General features: G+C 64.3%; 10 protein-coding genes. 7 read left to right on the plus strand and 3 right to left on the minus strand.

From position 1 onward, the window contains the following. Window positions 1-22 precede the first annotated feature (22 nt). Entirely contained in the window at window positions 23-1,354 is a 1,332-nt protein-coding gene (locus tag ACVOLL_RS03585; protein WP_481511615.1) for an OmpA family protein, read from the minus strand. Window positions 1,355-1,679: 325 nt separating this feature from the next. Next, entirely contained in the window at window positions 1,680-4,112 is a 2,433-nt protein-coding gene (locus ACVOLL_RS03590) for a TonB-dependent receptor plug domain-containing protein (RefSeq protein WP_481511616.1), read from the minus strand. 207 nt (window positions 4,113-4,319) lie between these two features. Between ACVOLL_RS03590 and ACVOLL_RS03595 the strand changes: the two genes are divergently transcribed. The 6 genes from ACVOLL_RS03595 (at window position 4,320) to ACVOLL_RS03620 (ending at window position 12,586) form a co-directional block, all read left to right on the plus strand. Continuing rightward, window positions 4,320-4,793, plus strand: a complete 474-nt coding sequence (locus ACVOLL_RS03595; protein ID WP_481511617.1) for a DUF3574 domain-containing protein — start codon at window positions 4,320-4,322, stop codon at window positions 4,791-4,793. 55 nt (window positions 4,794-4,848) lie between these two features. Beyond that, on the plus strand, window positions 4,849-5,742 hold the full coding sequence (locus ACVOLL_RS03600; protein ID WP_481511618.1) for an XAC2610-related protein: 894 nt from the start codon (window positions 4,849-4,851) through the stop codon (window positions 5,740-5,742). 64 nt (window positions 5,743-5,806) lie between these two features. Then, window positions 5,807-7,384: a hypothetical protein gene (locus ACVOLL_RS03605; protein WP_481511619.1), complete on the plus strand. Its 1,578-nt coding sequence runs from the start codon at window positions 5,807-5,809 to the stop codon at window positions 7,382-7,384. A 77-nt stretch (window positions 7,385-7,461) separates the two neighbouring features. Next, window positions 7,462-8,274 (plus strand): DUF3014 domain-containing protein, encoded by an 813-nt coding sequence (locus ACVOLL_RS03610; RefSeq protein ID WP_481511620.1) that lies wholly within the window; start codon window positions 7,462-7,464, stop codon window positions 8,272-8,274. A 177-nt stretch (window positions 8,275-8,451) separates the two neighbouring features. Beyond that, window positions 8,452-11,040, plus strand: a complete 2,589-nt coding sequence (gene clpB / locus ACVOLL_RS03615; RefSeq protein WP_481511621.1) for an ATP-dependent chaperone ClpB — start codon at window positions 8,452-8,454, stop codon at window positions 11,038-11,040. 259 nt (window positions 11,041-11,299) lie between these two features. Further along, a complete protein-coding gene (locus tag ACVOLL_RS03620) occupies window positions 11,300-12,586 on the plus strand; it encodes an O-acetylhomoserine aminocarboxypropyltransferase/cysteine synthase family protein (RefSeq protein WP_481511622.1) in 1,287 nt (428 codons plus the stop codon). A 185-nt stretch (window positions 12,587-12,771) separates the two neighbouring features. On the opposite strand, the gene ACVOLL_RS03625 is transcribed toward ACVOLL_RS03620, so the two are convergent. Further along, window positions 12,772-13,422 carry an NAD(P)-dependent oxidoreductase gene (locus ACVOLL_RS03625; RefSeq protein WP_481511623.1) on the minus strand — a complete coding sequence of 217 codons (651 nt, stop codon included), beginning with the start codon at window positions 13,420-13,422 and terminating at the stop codon, window positions 12,772-12,774. 120 nt (window positions 13,423-13,542) lie between these two features. Between ACVOLL_RS03625 and ACVOLL_RS03630 the strand changes: the two genes are divergently transcribed. Further along, window positions 13,543-14,469: a LysR family transcriptional regulator gene (locus ACVOLL_RS03630; protein ID WP_481511624.1), complete on the plus strand. Its 927-nt coding sequence runs from the start codon at window positions 13,543-13,545 to the stop codon at window positions 14,467-14,469. Window positions 14,470-14,507: the final 38 nt, after the last annotated feature.

Consider the following 14,507-nt stretch of genomic DNA (forward strand, 5'->3'; position numbering starts at 1 on the left):
CGAACTCACCCAATGCAAAACATCACTTGGTAACTGCGAACTCGATCCGACGGTTCTGCGCACGACCCTCTTCAGTGTCATTGCTGGCACGCGGCTTTTCCTGGCCATAGCCCTTGGCGGAGAGCGTATCGGCAGCAACGCCAAGCTCGGCCAACTTGGCAACCACTGCGTCCGCACGCTGTTGGCTCAAGGTGACGTTTGCAGCAGCATCACCGGTGTTATCGGTGTGCCCACCGACCTCGATCTTCGTGCCCGCAGGTGCCTGCTTGATCGCATTCGCAGCGCTGGTCAGCGTCTCCAGGCTGTCGCGGGTGATGGTGGCCGAGCCTGTGTCGAAATAGATGTTCATCAGGTTCAGCGCTTTGACCAGGTCATCGCCGCTGAAGCCGGCTTTGAGTCCTGACAAGGCCGCTGCCGCACGGTCCCACAAGCCACTGATCTCGAAGCCGCCGAACAGGCTGCGCAGCTTGTCGCTTACGGTGAAACGATCGGCTTCGGACATGCCGCTGGTATCGATGCTGAGCTTGTCGCCATCGAAGCCGAATTTCAGGCCCTTGGCTTTCAGCTCTGGCAACGCGGCGATCAGCTTGTCCAGCCAACCCGCTGGCAGGGTTGCCGGATCAACGGTGATGTTGCCGGCCAGATTGCCTTCACCGAAGTTGGATTTCAGCGCATCCCATAGGCGGGTCTTGTCGGCCTCGTTGGCAACCTGGCCACTTACTGTCACCTTGCCGTCCACGTTCTCGAAGCCAAAGCGTGGATTGGCTTGTGCAACCGGTGCTGCAGGTTGCATGGTGGTCGCCGGTTGCATCGGCGCTGGTGCAACGGCTTCTTCCTTCTTGCAGCTGCGGAACAGCAGGAATGCCGCGAGCAGCAGGATCAGCGGGATCAGCCATTTCCAGAAGCCGCCCGAAGCCTTGGCGGGGACTGTTCCACCGCCGCTATAGCCCGCTGTTGGTGTTGCGGTGCCGAACCAACGCTCGTAGTCAGCCGGGCGTGAGGTGGGGATCTTGCCGCCTGGGGTGAGTTGGCCGACGATCTTCGGCAGCAACCACGCACCGGCCATGTTCACTGCCGCTGCGGGAATACCGAGTTTGCTGGCGATACCGCTGGCCAGATTCTGACCGAAGCCGGCACTGAACTGGTCTGGTTGCAGTACGTTGTCGCCGGGTGTGGAGCCCATCCACGAGGAGAGCAGGCCATCCAGGCCGGCATCGGTAAAGCGTTTCTGCAGGCCGGCAAAACCGCCGTTGGCAGGATCGAAAATTGCATCGACAAGCTGGCGCACGAGGCGCCCTGCATTGTCGCCGAGATGAAAGCGGCTTGCCGCTTCGCGAATCAACGACTCGAACATATACGCCTCCGCAATGGATGAACCGGGCTGGAATGAGCCGGCAGGCGTAAGGAGCGCCTAGCGCTGTTAAAGCTGGATGAATTCGGGCTTTTTGGTTCTTTAGCTAGAAGCTTCCCCTCACCCCAACCCCTCTCCCGCCCCCCGGGGAACGGGTCACAACCCGTGAGGACAGAAGGGAAGAGCCCCCCAAACCCGCCCCCGGCGCGGGTTCGGGGGCCCCCCCCGTCGGCCCGCCTCGGCCCCCTCCCCCGCCGCCCGCCCGCGGGAGAGGGGTTGGGGTGAGGGGAAGCTTTTAACAAGTAATCTCTCTCCCCTCGCACCCAAATCAGAACGTAAACCGCACCCGCCCGTACCAATACGCACCATTGCTGCCAATCGGCGACAACACGTCATACGGCAGGTTGCCGAAGTAGTAGATGTCTTCGTTCGACTTGTCCGGGTAGTTGTCGGTCAGGTTCTGTCCGCCAACCGCCACGCTCCACTGCGGGGTAATGCGGTACTCGACTTCCGCATCCAGCTGCCACTCAGCCTGGTAGGTCTGGGTCGGGACATAGCCGCCGCCAAAATCGAAGACGCGCTTGGCGCTGCCATGACGGCTGACCCTGCTGCTCAACGACCAGTTGTCATTGGCCCAGCTGGCGGCGAACTGCGCGCGCGTGCGCGGTGCAGCGTCGGTCAGCGTATTGCTCTCCTCCACGCCGAACAGCACGTAGTCCGGGTTCAGTGCCAGCAGCTGCGACGGGGTGGCGACGACATTCTTCAGCTCGGTCTTGGCGTAGCTCCAGGTGCCGGTCAACAGCAGCTCGCCGTCACCCAGCGACTGCCGCCAGTTGCCGACGAACTCGGCGCCACGGGTGCGCGTATCGGCGGCGTTGACGAAGTAGTGCGCGCTTTCCAGACCGCCGATGCCGAACTGCTGCTGCACGAAATCGGTCAGTGCATCGCCAGTGATGCTTTCCGACAGTGCGATACGGTCATCGATATCGATCTGGAACAGGTCCAGCGACAGGTCGAAGTGGCTGCCGATCTGGCTGGTGAAGCCGAGGCTGTAGTTGATCGACTTTTCCGGCTTCAGGTCAGTAGCGCCCAAGGCACGTGCGATCGGATTGTTGACCGACAACAGGCGGCCCTGCACCAGCTGGCCACCGGCGGTATAGCCGGTCGAGGTGGATTCGTAGCCGATCTGGCTCAGCGACGGCGCGTGGAAGTTGTTGGAGACCGAACCACGCAGCGCGAACGCCGGCGCGAATGCGTAGCGCGCACCGATCTTGCCGGTCAGTTCGCCGCCGAAATCTTCGTAATGCTCATAACGGGCGGCGATATCGGTGGAGAACTTCTCGCCGAAGGTCGAGGACAGGCTGGTGTAGGCACTGATCACATCGCGCGACAGATCGGCCTCGTCCTGCGGGGTCAGCCCGCCGCCAGCCTGCGAGCCGGTCGGGCGGTCGGTATACGGGCCGGCGGCATAGCTGGCCGGGTCGCCAGCGCCGGTTTCATAGCGCTCGTGACGGCCTTCGATGCCGAAGCCGAGGCTGTGGGTGTCATTGGCGCGCACGAAGATGCGGCCGAAATCCAGGTTGGCCACGGTCTGGGCGAAGCTGAAATCGGCGGTCTTGAAGCTGGTTGGGCTGGTCGGGCCAAGCGAAGCGTTGAGCGAGTTGCGCAGGCGATAGGTGAACTCGTTGCGGCCGTGGTCGAGGCTGGCGTCGTAATTCCAGTCGCCCAGCTCGCCGCGGGCACCGGCCACCAGCTGCACGTCCAGGTTTTCGCCTTCGGAGATCGGGCGGTAGCCGTTCGGATACAGCTCCTTCCAGTTGGCCTCGCCATCCGGGTAACGGAAGTAGTTGGCGCCTTCGGTGTCGCGTTGGTTGTAGGTGCCGAAGGCATAGGCCTTGGAGGCAGTGCCGAACGGAATTTCGGCATTGAACCAGGCATTGAGGTCCTTGCTGGCGCCATCGCCCAGCGAGTAATTGCGCTTGCCGGCCAGGGCCAGATTGTCCGGGGTCTGCGCTTCCCACGGCGGGATCTGGTCGAAACCGGCACGGTTGGTGGCTTCGCGGTTCTTCAGTTCCAGGCCGACGCGCAGGAAGCCGCCGTCGTCCGTCAGCGCGGTGCCGACCTTGGCGCTGAAGTAGCTGGTCTGGCCGTCGGTCAGGGTGCGGTCGATCGGCTTGAGGTCGGTGTGGTGCGCGCCGAAGCTGGCTTCGATGGCGCCACCTTCCGGCGCGTCGTCGAGGATCACGTTGATCACGCCGGCCACCGCATCGGAGCCATACAGCGCGCCGGCGCCGTCACGCAGCACCTCGATGCGCTTGATTGCGCTGACCGGGATGGCATTGAAGTCGACCGGCGTGGTGCCCTTGCCGATCTTGCTGTCGGTGTTGACCAGGGCGCTGTTGTGGCGGCGCTTGCCGTTGATCAGCACCAGCACGTGGTCGGGCGACAGGCCACGCAGCTGGGCGGCGCGGATGTGGTCGGCACCGCCGGAGTTGGACTGGCGCGGGAAGTTGAACGAGGGCAGCAGCGCCTGCAGCGCGCTGCCCAGCTCGCCGTTGACCACCCCGGCCTTGCGGATGTCCTCGGCGCTGAGCACGTCCACCGGCGAGGTGGATTCCAGCACGGTGCGGTCCACCGCACGGGTGCCGGTGACGATGACCGTGTCCAGATTGGTGGCCTGCTGGGCATTTTGGGCAAAAGCGGGGGAAGACAGCGCCAGCGCGATGGCCAGGCCGAGCGGGGCCGAGGTGGGGCGGGACATGGGAACTCCGGGAATACGTTGGGGAAGGGCGGGGGGAGGGATTGCTGATGACGTCAAGACTTACATCCATCCGGATGAAGCGATATATTATCTTCGCGTTAACAGTGCCCGGGATGCAAGTCCTGCTGGCAATTGGCTGATAACCAAACGCGATATCCCCTGCGGTGCCTTGGATGCCACCGTGTCGTTCCTGTCCGGAGGTTTTCCATGAAGTTGCACGCTGTCCTGTTGCCCCTGCTATTTGCCGTTGCCGCCAGTGCCAACGCTGCCCCACCTGCTGCGGAGCCGGCGCCGAGCGCCCAGCTGCACGGCGATGCCGCGCGGCCGGCCGAAGCCGGTGGCTGGGTGCGCAGCGAGCTGTATTTCGGCGTGGGCGAGGAAACCGGGCCGTCGGCACGTGAGCAGACCGATGTGATCAGCGAGGCCCAGTGGCGCGCCTTCCTCGACAAGGAAGTCACCCCGCGCTTCCCCGATGGCCTGACCGTGTTCGATGCCTACGGCCAGTGGCTGTTCCGCGGCGCCCCCGAGCCCAACCGACTGCGCACCAAAGTGCTGGTGATCCTGCACGAGGACAGCCCGCAGCGTCGCAACGACATCGAAGCCATCCGCCTGGCGTGGAAGCAGGCCACCAGGCACCAGTCGGTGCTGTGGTCGCGGCAGCCGGTCGAGGTTTCGTTCTGATCCGCACTGGATCGGCTAGCCTGCGGGCAGCCTCCAACCGCAGATGAGCTTCTCGATGATGTCCCTGATATCCACGTCCCGCTGCCGTTTTGCCGCGCGCGGCTTGCTGATTGCAGCGGTTTCGCTGCTGGCCGCGCCGGCATTTGCGGCAGATGACAGCCAGATCCGCTTCGAGGTCGCTGCCGGCGTCAGCGCGCATGCGCGCTTGCTGGGCGACGGCAGCGTGGAGGTGGGCACCAGCCGCTCACCGGCCCGGCAGGTGCTGCCTGCGTCCACGAACGAGGAAGGCGGCGGTACGCGGCTGGGCCACGCCGACTATAACTTCGACGGTTATCAGGACCTGGATAGCAGTGCGACGCTGGGCCAGGTCAACGAATCAGTCACGGTTTACCTGTACGAGCCGGCCAGTGGCCAGTTCCGCGCATTGGCAGCACCCGAGGGCCCGGAGATCAGCTGTGAAGGTTTCTGGTCGCTGACCCCGGACCCGGCCACACGCACGCTCAGCAGCAGCTGTCGCAGCGGGCCGATGTGGTACAGCGACATCTACCGCTACCAGGGCGGGCAGGTCTATCTCTACCGATCGATGCGCAATGCCTTCCTCGACACCGAAGCGCTCGCGCAGGTGTTGGCGCTGGCCGAAGTGGAAGATGCGGAGATCCTCACGGTGTGGAGCACCTGGGATGCCGCAGGCAAGCGGCTCGAAACCGCCATCTGGAATGCCTTCGATCCGCCGCTGAAGGACGCCCCGATGCCGGGCCGCGGCGCATCGGTGGTGGCGGACAAGCTGCTGCTGTACAGCCGGGCCGGTGACACCTCGACCAAGCGCTATCTGCTCAAAGGCGACCACGTCGAGCTGCTGGACGAAGCCGACGGCTGGCTGCAGCTGCGTTACCGCAATCCCAGCCGTGGCCCGGTGCTGGGCTGGGTGAAACTGCCCACGAACGAATGATCTGTTCCACTCGCACGCATTTTCCCGGCGTTACCATCGCTCCGCATTCCTGACGATATCCCCCATGAATTCTTCTGCATCCGCATCCCGCCCACGTTGGTTCGTCGCCGGCGATCTCAATGGCTTCTTCGGCCTGGTGGTCGACAACCTGTCGATCCTCGGCTTCATCGCGATGGCGCTGGTCGGCATCTTTCAGTTCCCTGCCGATGTGGTTTTTGGCCGCATGTTCCCGGGCACCGCCTTCGGCGTGTTGATCGGCAACCTGATGTACACGGTGATGGCACGCCGCCTGGCTGCCCGCACTGGCCGTGATGACGTCACCGCGATGCCACTGGGCCTGGATGCACCGACCAGCATCGGCATGGCCTTGTTGGTGTTGGGCCCGGCCTTCGTCGGCTTCAAGCAGCTGGGCATGGACCCGCAGACAGCCGCAATGGCGACCTGGAAGCTGGGCATGGCCTCGCTGGTGGTGATGGGCCTGCTCAAGCTGGTGCTGTCCTTCGTCGGCGATGCGGTTACCCGCCACGTGCCGCGTGCGGCGCTGCTCGGCTCCATCGGCGGTGCGGCGCTGACCCTGCTTGGCTTCCTACCGCTGATCGAGAGCATGCGCCAGCCGCTGGTTGGCCTGGTCACGCTGGGCGTGTTGCTTTATGTGCTGGTTGCACGTGGCGTGGTGCCGCTGCGTTTGCCGGGCGTGCTGTTCGCGCTGCTGGTTGGTGTGGTGCTGTATTACGGGCTGGGCGCGGCGGGCGCACTGACCGGCTTCCAGTGGCCACCGGCCATCTCCTTCGCCGTGGCCTTGCCGCTGCCGACGCTGGGCTTCGTCGAAGGCCTGCCGTTGACCGTGCCGTACCTGTCGCTGCTGCTGCCGTTCGGCCTGCTGATGGTGGTGGGTGGTATCAACGTGGCCGAGAGCGCACGCGCCGCCGGTGACGATTACCGCACCCGCGACATCCTGCTGGTCGAGGCCATCGCCACGCTGATTGCTGGCGTCTGCGGCGGCGTCGCGCAGACCACGCCTTACATCGGCCAGCCGGCGTACAAGCGCTTGGGCGCACGCACCGGTTACACGCTGCTCACCGGCCTGTTCATCGGCATCGGCGGCATGTTGGGCGTCGTCGCCGGATTGGTGCAGTGGTTGCCGGTGGCAGTGTTGGCACCGATCATCGTCTTCGTCGGCCTGGATATCACCGTGCAGGCTTTCCAGCAGACCAAGCGTGAGCACGCGATTGCCGTGGCGTTGGCCTTCCTGCCGGCGATCGCCTACCTGATCAACATCAAGTTCGGCACCTGGGTGGCACCGGATGCAGCGGCAGCACTGTATGCGGCGGTCGACGGCCATGGCCTGTCGGATGTGGCCACGCTGCAGTTGCTGGGCAATGGTTTCATCATCAGCGCGATGATCTGGGCGGCGGCCCTGGTGGCCTTGATCGAGCGCCGTCCCGGCGTGGCAGTGAGCCTGTTGTTTGTGGCTGCAGTGTTGAGCGTGTTTGGCGTGATCCATTCCACCGATCCGCGCGGCGGCATTTACCTGCCGTGGCAGCTGGAAGGCCTGCGTCAGTCGATAACTTTGCAGGTGTCAGCTGCCTATGCGGTGCTGGCGGTCGTCATCGGCCTGATGTCGCTGCAGAAACAGCGTTGATGCACGAGGCTTGAACCGCCGGGGAACCCGGCGGGATATACAGGGTCACACCATCACATGCAATAAAGGTGCAAGTGATGCAGAAGCGCAAAGCAGTGTGGCCCTGGGCAGTGGTTGGCGTCGTCGCGGTTGGCGGCGCTGCATGGTGGATGTTCCGTGACGATGTAGCGCAGCTGCGCCAGCCGGTGGCGGCCGTTGCAACACCGGCTGACAGCCCGGCGACGCCGGCAATCCAAGCGCCAGGTGCGGCGCAACCCGCTGCCGCGGCAAAGTATCCGCTCGATGTCGCCGCCGATCCGGCCTTGCCTGCACTGGCAGATAGCGATGCCTCCAGCTGGCAGGCGTTGAGCGGGCTGTTTCCCGCGGATGCCCTGGCCGTGCTGCTGCGCGAACAGCTGATCCAGCGCGTGGTGGTGCATGTCGACAACCTCACCCAGCCCAGCCTGCCCGGTTCGGCGATGGCGTTGCGGCCGCTGCCTGGCGCGCTGCAGGTGGAGCAGGGCAGTGCCGGTGTTGAGCAGTTGGCAGCCGCCAATGCCACGCGCTATGCGCCATATGTGGAAGCCTTTACCCGCGCTGATGCTGGCGCGGTAGCGGCGGCTTACAAGCGCTTCTATCCCTTGCTGCAGCAGGCCTACCGCGATATCGGCCACTCCGACGGTCATTTCAACGACAGGCTGGTGGCGGTGATCGACCACCTGCTGCAGACCCCTGAGCCGGCCCGTCCGCTGGCGGTGGAGCCGGATGGCAAGGGCCGCTACCGCTTCGTTGACCCGGCCCTGCAATCGCTGTCGATCGGGCAGAAAGCCCTGCTGCGCATGGATGCCGGGCAGCAACAGGCGGTGAAGCAGCAGTTGCGGGCCCTGCGCGCGGTGATCACGCGCGGCTGAGTGCTGCTGCCGCTTGCGTTGGATCAAGGTTGCGACCTCGGCGGCTGGCGATACTTGGAGCGGATCTCGATTGCAGCTGAACAAAGGCGCTATTCACCCTTGAATCACGCCGTTGCAACCGCACTTGATTCAGTATCGCCAGCAATGCTGGCCTCCCAACTTTGAGGAAGAAGACCCATGCGGATGGATAAGCTCACCTCCAATTTCCAGAAAGCCTTGGCAGATGCCCAGTCGCTGGCGGTTGGCCGTGATAACAACATCATCGAGCCGGTGCATGTGCTCAGCGCGCTGCTCGATCAGCCCGGTGGCAGCAGCCGGCCCTTGCTGGCCCAGGCCGGCGTCAACGTGCCGGTGCTGCGCGAGCGGCTGACCGAGGCGCTGGATGCATTGCCAAAGGTGTCCGGCCAGGCCGGCAGCCTGTCGATGGGCAATGATCTCAATCGCCTGCTCAACAACACCGACAAGCTGGCCCAGCAGCACAACGACCAGTTCATCGCCAGCGAGTGGTTCCTGCTGGCGGCAGTGGACGATGGCGGCCCGGCCGGCATGGCCCTGCGTGCTGCTGGTGCTGATAAAAACAAGATAAAGGCCGCGATCGACAAGCTGCGCGGCGGAGAAACCGTGCAAAGCGAAAACGCCGAAGAGCAGCGCCAGGCGCTGGAAAAGTACACCATCGACCTGACCGCGCGTGCCGAGAGCGGCAAGCTCGACCCGGTGATTGGTCGCGACGAGGAAATCCGCCGCACCATCCAGGTGCTGCAGCGCCGTACCAAGAACAACCCGGTGCTGATCGGTGAACCCGGCGTGGGCAAGACCGCGATTGTCGAAGGTCTGGCCCAGCGCATCATCAACGACGAAGTGCCAGAGGGCCTGCGCGGCAAGCGCGTGCTCTCGCTGGACATGGGTGCGTTGATTGCCGGTGCCAAGTTCCGCGGCGAGTTCGAAGAGCGGCTGAAGGCCGTGCTCAATGACCTGTCCAAGAACGAAGGCCAGATCATCCTGTTCATCGACGAACTGCACACCATGGTCGGTGCCGGCAAGGGCGAAGGTGCAATGGATGCGGGCAACATGCTCAAGCCGGCGCTTGCGCGTGGCGAGCTGCATTGCATCGGCGCCACCACACTGGACGAGTACCGCCAGTACATCGAGAAGGACGCTGCGCTGGAGCGCCGCTTCCAGAAGGTGTTTGTCGGTGAGCCGACGGTCGAGGACACCATCGCCATCCTGCGTGGCCTGAAGGAACGCTACGCGGTGCACCACGGCGTGGAGATCACCGATCCGGCCGTGGTTGCGGCTGCGACGCTGTCGAACCGCTACATCACTGATCGTCAGCTGCCGGACAAGGCCATCGACCTGATGGACGAGGCTGCCTCGCGTATTCGCATGGAGATCGACTCCAAGCCGGAAGAGCTTGATCGTCTGGAACGTCGTCTGATCCAGCTCAAGATCCAGCGCGAAATGCTGAAAAAGGAGAAGGATGACGCCTCGCGCAAGCGCCTGGCCGATCTGGAAGCCGACATCGACACGCTGGAGCGCGAGTTCTCCGACCTCAACGAAATCTGGAAGTCGGAGAAGGCTGCGCTGCAGGGCGCGACCAAGATCAAGGAGCAGGTCGAGAAGGCCAAGCTGGATCTGGAAGCCGCTCAGCGCCGCCAGGATTTCGCCAAGATGAGCGAGATCCAGTACGGCTTGCTGCCGAACCTGGAAAAGCAGCTCGCTGCCGCGCAGGAAGTGGACCGCAAGGACTTCCGGCTGGTGCAGGACAAGGTGACCGACGAGGAAATCGCCGAGGTCGTCTCGCGCTGGACCGGTATCCCGGTCAGCAAGATGCTGGAAGGCGAGCGTGACAAGCTGCTGCGCATGGAGGACATGCTGCACAACCGCGTGGTTGGGCAGGAAGAAGCGATCCGCGTGGTCTCTGATGCGGTGCGGCGTTCGCGCGCCGGCCTGTCGGACCCGAATCGCCCGAGCGGCTCGTTCCTGTTCCTGGGCCCGACCGGCGTGGGCAAGACCGAGCTGACCAAGGCGCTGGCCGACTTCCTGTTCGACTCGCCCGACGCGATGGTGCGCATCGACATGAGTGAGTTCATGGAGAAGCACAGCGTGTCGCGCCTGATCGGTGCGCCCCCGGGTTATGTGGGCTACGAAGAAGGTGGCTACCTGACCGAGGCGGTGCGTCGTCGCCCGTACAGCGTGATCCTGCTGGACGAAGTGGAGAAGGCGCATCCGGATGTGTTCAACATCCTGCTGCAGGTGCTGGACGACGGTCGCTTGACCGACGGCCAGGGCCGCACGGTGGACTTCCGCAACACCGTCATCGTGATGACCTCGAACCTGGGCTCGCACCAGATCCAGGACATGAGTGGTGACGACAGCCCAGAAGCCTATACGCAGATGAAGGCGGCGGTGATGGGCGTTGTGCAGGCGCACTTCCGTCCGGAGTTCATCAACCGCCTGGACGACATCGTCGTGTTCCACCCGCTGGACAAGCAGCAGATCAAGCAGATCGCACGCATCCAGATGCGTGGGCTGGAGAAGCGGCTTGGCGAGCGTGGCCTGCGCCTGGACGTGTCGGATTCGGCCTTCGATGTGTTGAGCAATGTCGGCTTCGATCCGGTGTATGGCGCACGTCCGTTGAAGCGTGCGATCCAGGCCCAGCTGGAGAACCCGCTGGCGCAGAAGATCCTGTCCGGCGAGTTCGCCAGCGGCGACACCATCAAGGTGGAAGCCGGCGGTGGTGGGCATTTGCAGTTTGGCAAGGGTTGAGAGCCCAAAGATCCACGTGCTTTAAAAGCTGCCCTCACCCCAACCCCTCTCCCGTAAACGGGAGAGGGGCTAGTGCACGGGCAGCTGACGCGATCTGAGCCCCTCTCCCGCACGCGGGAGAGGGGTTGGGGTGAGGGGAAGCTTCTAGCTGAAAATGCATCAGAAGATTCCATCCCCTCACAAGTAACCCCTGCAACCGTCCACCGGTTGCCATCCATCCTCGGCTATCGTCAGCGGTCACTCCTTAGCGAGCACTCCGATGACCGATCCGCAGTGGAAGCCTGAAACCATCGCCGTGCACGGCGGCTATTCCCCCGATCCGACCACCCGCGCAGTCGCGGTGCCGATCTACCAGACCGTTGCCTACGCCTTCGACGACACCCAGCACGGTGCCGACCTTTTCGACCTCAAGGTGCAGGGCAATATCTACACCCGCATCATGAACCCGACCACCGATGTGCTGGAAAAGCGCATCGCGGCCTTGGAAGGCGGCATCGGTGCGTTGGCGCTGGCCTCGGGCCAGGCCGCGATCACCTACGCCATCCAGACCATCGCCGAGGCCGGCGACAACATCCTTGCCTCCAGCGCCTTGTACGGCGGCACCTACAACCTGTTCGCGCATACGCTGCCGCAGTTCGGCATCCAGACCCGCTTTGCCGACTACCGCGATCCGCAGGCGTTTGCGGCCTTGATCGATGAGCGCACCAAGGCGGTGTTCGTCGAATCCATCGGCAACCCGCGCGGCAACGTCACCGATATCGAAGCCATCGCCAAGATCGCGCATGCGCATGGTGTGCCGGTGATCGTCGACAACACTGTCGCCACGCCGTATCTGCAGCGTTCCTTCGATTTCGGCGCGGATATCGTGGTGCATTCCTTGACCAAGTATCTCGGCGGCCATGGCACCAGCCTTGGCGGCGCGATTGTCGATTCCGGTCGTTTCCCGTGGGCGGAGCACAAGGAGCGCTTCCCGCGCCTCAATACGCCGGATGTGAGTTACCACGGCGTGGTCTATACCGAGGCACTTGGCCCGGCGGCGTTCATTGGTCGTGCGCGGGTGGTGCCATTGCGCAACATGGGCGCGGCGATTTCGCCATTCAACGCGTTCCAGATCCTGCAGGGAATCGAGACGTTGGCGCTGCGCATGGACCGGATCAACAGCAATACGCTGGCGGTGGCCACTTACCTGCAGAAGCACGCGAAGGTCGCGTGGGTGAACTACGGGGCATTGCCAGACCATCCGGAGCATGCGCTGGTGCAGAAGTACCTGCGCGGGCAGGGCTCTGGCGTGTTGACGTTTGGCTTGCCGGGCGGGCGTGAGGCCGGGGCGCGCTTCCTGGATGCGCTGCAGTTGTTCACGCGGCTGGTGAATCTTGGCGATGCCAAGTCCTTGGCGACGCATCCGGCGTCCACCACGCATCGGCAGTTGGATGCGGCGGAATTGGAGAAGGCGGGGGTGACACTGGATACCGTGCGTCTGTCGGTGGGCATCGAACACATCGATGACTTGCTGGCGGATCTGGAACAGGCGTTGGCTGGGGCTTGAGAAGCGGCTCGGACGCTGCAGAGGAAAGTCAGGAGCTGGGTCTGCTTGTTCGAAGCTGCCCTCACCCCAACCCCTCTCCCGCGCGCGGGAGAGGGGCTAGTGGACTACGAGCGCCAGCAATGCGAGCCCCTCTCCCGCTTGCGGGAGAGGGGTTGGGGTGAGGGGAAGCTTCTAGCGCAAGAAACTCACCAAGCAACCGTAAACCGTTCACCAACATGCTTTGGCGCGTCCAGCTCATCCACCACTGCCACCGCCAGATCCGCGGCACTGATCGTGCCCGGGCCATCGCCGGTGCTCAGCGGGGTCTCGCCGCCAACCCGGTACGTGCCGGTGCGCTCGGTCGCGCTGCCCGGATGGAAGGCAACCGGCGGGCTTAGCTGGGTCCACTCCAACGCCGTTTCATTGCGCAGCTCGGTCAGCGCATCACGGGCCGCACTGGCACCGGGATAGATCGCCGCCGGGAAGCTGGGCGAGTCCACCAGCTGGGTGCCGTCCGCTGCGTACAGGCTGCCGGCACCGCCAATCACGATGTAGCGCTTCACGCCTGCGGCCTTGGTCCCGGCCACGATCGCGCGGGTACCGCGGAGGAACTCGTTGTACAGGTCCGGGTTGGCCCAGCCGGCGTTGTAGGCGCTGATCACCGCATCGGTACCGGCAACGGCAGCGCGCACTTCATCGGCATTGCGCACATCGGCCTTGACCACCTGCAGCTGCGGGCGGGCTTCCAGCTTGGCTGGGTCACGGACCAGCGCGGTCACGTCATGGCCGCGGCTCAGCAGTTCTTCGAGTACGGCCTTGCCGACAAAGCCGGTGGCACCGATCAGGGCAACTTTCATGGAAACGTCCTTGGGGTGGGGAATGTGGCCAGTCTCCGCCGATTGCCGGGGCAGCGGCAGTCGCAAAAAAACACAATCACCTTGAAGCTGTGCTTCACAATGGCGGCACGGAGGTGGCCGATGGACAGTGTCAAACGGATGGCCTTGTTTGCCCAGGTGGTGCAGCACGGTTCAATGAGTGCGGCGGCGCGGGCGCTGGGCATGAGTACCTCGGCGGTCAGTCAGCAGGTACGCGCCTTGGAGCAGGACGCTGGCGTGGCCTTGCTGCACCGTTCGACGCGGCGCTTGGCGCTGACGGATGTCGGAAGCCGCTACTACGCTGCCTGTGCGCGCCTGCTGGATGCAGCGGGTGAGGCCGAGGCCGAACTATCGGCGGCCCGGCAGGCACCCAGCGGTGAGCTGCGGCTGTCAGCGCCGCTGGGCATGGCCGCGCATATCGGCCCGGCCCTGGGCGGCTGGCTGCAGGACAACCCGCAGCTGCGCCTGCACCTGTTCTTCGACGACGGTTGGACTGATCTGCTGCAGGCACGCATCGACCTGGCGCTGCGCTTCGGCCAGTTGCCGGACAGTGATTGGATGGCGCAACGCTTGGGCAGCCTGCAACGCTGGCCCTGCGCGGCACCGGCTTGGCTGCAGAGGCACGGACTGCCCAGTGATCCGTTGCAGGTGCCAGCGGCCGAATGGCTGGGCATGCCGCAGGTGCCGGGGCTGGTCTGGCGGCACAGTGAGAGCGGCGAGGAGCGACTGGTGCCCGCGCACCCGCGTATCGCCAGCCAGAATCAGCCGGCGGTACTACGTCTGTGCGAAGCCGGATTGGGTGTGGCGGTGCTGACCAGTCTGGATGCTGCGCCGCTGCTGGAATCCGGAAGCCTGCAGCGCTTGTTGCCGGAATGGGAGGTGCCGCCATTGCCGGTTTGGGCGGTCACCCCGCATCGGCAGACGCAGCCGGCGAAAGTGCGCCAGGCCATCGTGTTGCTGCAGGACCATCTGGCGGGTCTGCCCGGTGCGGATGCCAAGCTTGCGCAAGATCGGAAACGCCAGCGCTGAGCAGGCGCGCTGCAATAACCCCACTTAAAACGGAGATG

This window comes from Stenotrophomonas sp. STEN035 (assembly GCF_056759935.1).

Bases quoted from the DNA above. Each gene is read 5' to 3' on its own strand.
- ACVOLL_RS03585 (WP_481511615.1), bottom strand. From the start codon at position 1,354: ATGTTCGAGTCGTTGATTCGCGAAGCGGCAAGCCGCTTTCATCTCGGC.
- ACVOLL_RS03590 (WP_481511616.1), bottom strand. From the start codon at position 4,112: ATGTCCCGCCCCACCTCGGCCCCGCTCGGCCTGGCCATCGCGCTGGCG.
- ACVOLL_RS03595 (WP_481511617.1), top strand. From the start codon at position 4,320: ATGAAGTTGCACGCTGTCCTGTTGCCCCTGCTATTTGCCGTTGCCGCC.
- ACVOLL_RS03600 (WP_481511618.1), top strand. From the start codon at position 4,849: ATGATGTCCCTGATATCCACGTCCCGCTGCCGTTTTGCCGCGCGCGGC.
- ACVOLL_RS03605 (WP_481511619.1), top strand. From the start codon at position 5,807: ATGAATTCTTCTGCATCCGCATCCCGCCCACGTTGGTTCGTCGCCGGC.
- ACVOLL_RS03610 (WP_481511620.1), top strand. From the start codon at position 7,462: ATGCAGAAGCGCAAAGCAGTGTGGCCCTGGGCAGTGGTTGGCGTCGTC.
- clpB (WP_481511621.1), top strand. From the start codon at position 8,452: ATGCGGATGGATAAGCTCACCTCCAATTTCCAGAAAGCCTTGGCAGAT.
- ACVOLL_RS03620 (WP_481511622.1), top strand. From the start codon at position 11,300: ATGACCGATCCGCAGTGGAAGCCTGAAACCATCGCCGTGCACGGCGGC.
- ACVOLL_RS03625 (WP_481511623.1), bottom strand. From the start codon at position 13,422: ATGAAAGTTGCCCTGATCGGTGCCACCGGCTTTGTCGGCAAGGCCGTA.
- ACVOLL_RS03630 (WP_481511624.1), top strand. From the start codon at position 13,543: ATGGACAGTGTCAAACGGATGGCCTTGTTTGCCCAGGTGGTGCAGCAC.